This is a genomic window from Streptomyces niveiscabiei (assembly GCF_001419795.1).
GTDB classification, from domain to species: domain Bacteria; phylum Actinomycetota; class Actinomycetes; order Streptomycetales; family Streptomycetaceae; genus Streptomyces; species Streptomyces niveiscabiei.
The window spans coordinates 1-4,234 of the sequence record NZ_LIRL01000361.1 but is presented as its reverse complement, the minus strand read 5'-3'; the positions used below and the strand labels follow the sequence as shown (position 1 = coordinate 4,234).

At 68.1% G+C, this 4,234-nt stretch carries 1 protein-coding gene and 1 tRNA gene; both read left to right on the top strand.

The window, feature by feature from the left end; genetic code table 11:
- Window positions 1-61 precede the first annotated feature (61 nt).
- Complete coding sequence (gene hrpA / locus AOK24_RS18245; RefSeq protein WP_055721141.1) at window positions 62-4,060, top strand: ATP-dependent RNA helicase HrpA; 3,999 nt, start codon at window positions 62-64, stop codon at window positions 4,058-4,060.
- 98 nt (window positions 4,061-4,158) lie between these two features.
- A tRNA-Asp gene (locus tag AOK24_RS18240) sits at window positions 4,159-4,233 on the top strand.
- Window position 4,234: the final 1 nt, after the last annotated feature.

Below are 4,234 nucleotides of genomic sequence, written 5' to 3'. Positions count from 1 at the left end.
GCCCGCCCCCGGGCAAAAGGGTTCGCCAGTAATTTCTCCGGGATGAGATCCTGGGGAGCGTATGTCTACGCAGCCTGCCCCCGCCCTCGGGAATCTCGCTTCCCGCCTCGTCGAGCTGTCGTTGCGCGATGCGCAGCGGCTCGGTCGGCGGTTGGAGGGTGCGCGGAAGATCCGGAAGCCGGAGGCGCGGGCCGCGGTGCTCGCCGAGATCGGGGAGGAGGTGGAGCGGTGTGCCGAGCGGATGAGGGTGAGGGCCGGGCGGGTTCCCGCCGTCTCCTATCCCGAGCAGCTTCCGGTCAGCCAGAAGAAGGACGACATCGCGGAGGCGATCCGCGATCATCAGGTCGTTATTGTCGCTGGTGAGACCGGGTCCGGGAAGACTACCCAGATCCCCAAGATCTGCATGGAGCTCGGCCGCGGTGTGCGCGGCATGATCGGGCACACGCAGCCGAGGAGGATCGCCGCGCGGACCGTCGCCGAGCGCGTCGCCGAGGAACTGCGTACGCCGCTCGGCGAGGCCGTCGGCTGGAAGGTGCGGTTCACCGACCAGGTCGACCCGGACGCGACGTTCGTGAAGCTGATGACGGACGGCATCCTGCTCGCGGAGATCCAGACGGACCGCGAGCTGCGCGCGTACGACACGATCATCATCGACGAGGCCCACGAGCGGTCCCTGAACATCGACTTCCTGCTCGGCTACCTCGCGCAGCTCCTGCCCAGGCGCCCGGACCTGAAGGTCGTCATCACGTCCGCGACGATCGACCCCGAGCGCTTCTCCCGCCACTTCGGCGACGCCCCGATCATCGAGGTGAGCGGCCGGACGTACCCGGTGGAGGTCCGCTACCGGCCCCTCCTCGAAGAGGACGCCGAGGACTCCGACCGCGACCAGATCACGGCGATCTGCGACGCGGTCGAGGAGCTGCAAGGGGAGGGTTCCGGCGACATCCTCGTCTTCCTCTCCGGCGAGCGGGAGATCCGCGACACGGCGGACGCCCTCGAAAAGAAGAAGTACCGCTTCACCGAGGTACTCCCCCTCTACGCCCGCCTCTCCCACGCCGAACAGCACCGCGTCTTCCAGCCCCACACCGGCCGCAGGATCGTTCTGGCGACGAACGTCGCGGAGACCTCGCTGACGGTCCCCGGCATCAAGTACGTCATCGACCCGGGCTTCGCGAGGATCAGCCGCTACAGCCACCGTACGAAGGTGCAGCGCCTGCCGATCGAGCCGGTCAGCCAGGCGAGCGCGAACCAGCGCAAGGGCCGCTGCGGCCGTACGAGCGACGGTGTCTGCATCCGCCTGTACAGCGAGGACGACTTCCTGACGCGCCCGGAGTTCACGGACGCGGAGATCCTGCGGACGAACCTCGCCTCGGTCATCCTCCAGATGACGGCGGCCGGCCTGGGCGACATCGAGAAGTTCCCGTTCATCGACCCGCCGGACCACCGCAACATCCGCGACGGCGTCCAACTCCTGCAAGAACTCAACGCGTTGGACCCGGCGCAGAAGGACCCGCGCAACCGGCTCACACAGGTCGGCCGCAAGCTCGCGCAGCTGCCCGTCGACCCCCGGCTCGCCCGCATGGTCCTGGAAGCCGACAAGAACGGCTGCGCCCGCGAGGTCATGGTGATAGCCGCCGCGCTGTCCATCCAGGACCCGCGCGAGCGCCCCTCGGACAAGCAGGCGCAGGCGGACCAGCAGCACGCCCGCTTCAAGGACGAGACCAGCGACTTCCTGGCGTTCCTGAACCTGTGGCGGTACGTCAGGGAGCAGCAGCGCGAGCGGGGCTCCAGCTCCTTCCGCCGGATGTGCAAGCAGGAGTACCTGAACTTCCTGCGCATCCGCGAGTGGCAGGACATCTACACCCAACTCCGTACGGTGGCCAAGCAGATGGGCATCCATCTGAACGAGCAGGACGCCGACGCGGACCGTATCCACGTCTCCCTGCTCGCCGGGCTCCTCTCCCACGTCGGGATGAAGGACGTGAAGGAGAACAAGGAGCAGTCCCCCCGGAAGGACGGCGGCCGGAACGAGTATCTCGGCGCCCGCAACGCGAAGTTCGCGATCTTCCCGGGTTCGGCCCTCTTCCGGAAGCCGCCGCAGTTCGTGATGTCGGCGGAGCTGGTGGAGACCTCCCGCCTGTGGGCCCGCGTCAACGCCCGCATCCAGCCCGAGTGGGTCGAGCCCCTCGCCGAGCACCTCCTGAAGCGGACGTACTCCGAACCGCACTGGGAGAAGGACCAGGCGGCGGTGATGGCGTACGAGAAGGTCACGCTGTACGGCGTACCGATCGTCGCGCAGCGGAAGGTCAACTACGGCCGGGTGGACGCGGAGGTCAGCCGCGAGCTGTTCATCCGCAACGCGCTGGTCGAGGGGGACTGGCGTACGCATCACAAGTTCTTCGCGGACAACAGGAAGCTGCTCAGCGAGGTCGAGGAGCTCGAACACCGCGCCCGGCGGCGGGACATCGTCGTCGACGACGACACGCTCTTCGACTTCTACGACCAGCGGGTGCCCGAACACGTCGTGTCCGGCGCGCACTTCGACTCCTGGTGGAAGCACAAGCGGCACGAGCAGCCCGAATTCCTGGACTTCGAGCGGGAGATGCTCATCCGGGAGTCCGCGGAGGCGGTCACCAAGGCGGACTATCCCGACAGTTGGCGCCAGGGCCAGCTCAAGTTCCGTGTCACGTACCAGTTCGAGCCGGGGGCGGACGCGGACGGGGTGACCGTGCACGTCCCGCTCCAGGTCCTGAACCAGGTCACGGACGACGGGTTCGACTGGCAGATCCCGGGCCTGCGCGAGGAGTTGGTGACGGAGCTGATCCGCTCCCTGCCGAAGCCGATCCGGCGGAACTATGTGCCGGCGCCGAACTTCGCAAAACGCTTCCTGGATACGGTGTCGTCCCCGGAGGGGCGCAATCAGACACAGCCTCTCCAAGAGCCGCTTACGACCGCCATGGCGCGGGAGTTGAAGCGGATGGTCGGCGTCCCCTTCGACGCGGACGACTTCGACTGGTCCCGCGTCCCCGAGCACCTGCGGATCACGTTCCGCATCGTCGACGAGCGGCGGCGGAAGCTCGCCGAGGACAAGGACCTTGAGGCGCTGCGCCTCCAGCTCAAGCCGAAGGCGCGGCAGGCGCTGTCCAAGGTCGCCGCGGCCACCGCCGAACGCGAGGGCGGTGAGTCCCTCGAACGCAAGGGCCTCACCGACTGGACGATCGGCTCCCTCAGCCGGGTCTTCGAGACGCGGCGCGCGGGGCAGCCCGTCAAGGCGTACCCGGCGCTGGTCGACGACGGGGACACCGTCTCCGTACGGCTCTTCGACACGGAGGCCGAGCAGCAGGCGGCGATGTGGAAGGGCACGCGGCGGCTGATCCTGCGCAACATTCCGGTCAACCCCGCAAAGTTCGCTTCCGAGAAGCTGACCAACGCGCAGAAGCTCGCGCTGTCGGCGAATCCGCACGGTTCGATCCAGGCGCTGTTCGACGACTGCGCGATGGCCGCGGCCGACAAGCTGATCGGCGACTTCGGGGGGCCCGCCTGGGACGAGTCGTCGTACCGGAAGCTGTACGACAAGGTGCGGGCGGAGATCGTCGACACGACCGTGCGGACGGTCGGCGCGGTCCAGCAGGTCCTCGCCGCCTGGCAGGCCGCCGAGCGGCGCCTCAAGGGCGTACGCAGCCCGGCGCTGCTCGCGAACCTCGCGGACGTGCGGGCGCAGCTCGACGCCCTTGTGCGGCCCGGGTTCGTCACGCAGGCCGGCATCCGGCGGCTCTCCGACCTGATGCGGTACCTGGTCGCGGTGGACCGCCGGCTCCAGCAGATGCCGGCCAACGTCCAGCGGGACACCACCCGCATGGAGAAGGTCCACGAGATGCGGGACGAGTACGCGTGGCTCCTGGAGCAGCTCCCTGCGGGCCGCCCGGTTCCCGCCTCGGTCCTGGACATCCGCTGGATGATCGAAGAACTACGGGTGAGCTACTTCGCGCACGCGCTGGGCACGGCGTACCCCATCTCCGACAAGCGGATCGTGAAGGCGATCGACGCGGAAGCCCCGTGACGAACCCCTGACACAGAGTGAGTTCGACCTGACCACTCCCCCTCCTGTACAGTCCTTCTCGCAGCCAGGGAAACCAACCCCCCAGCCGCACAAAGCAAGGTCCTGTGGAGCAGTTTGGAGTGCTCGCCACCCTGTCAAGGTGGAGGCCGCGGGTTCAAATCCCGTCAGGACCGC

Excerpts from the sequence above, each read along its gene's own strand:
- hrpA (WP_055721141.1), top strand. The coding sequence starts at position 62 with ATGTCTACGCAGCCTGCCCCCGCCCTCGGGAATCTCGCTTCCCGCCTC.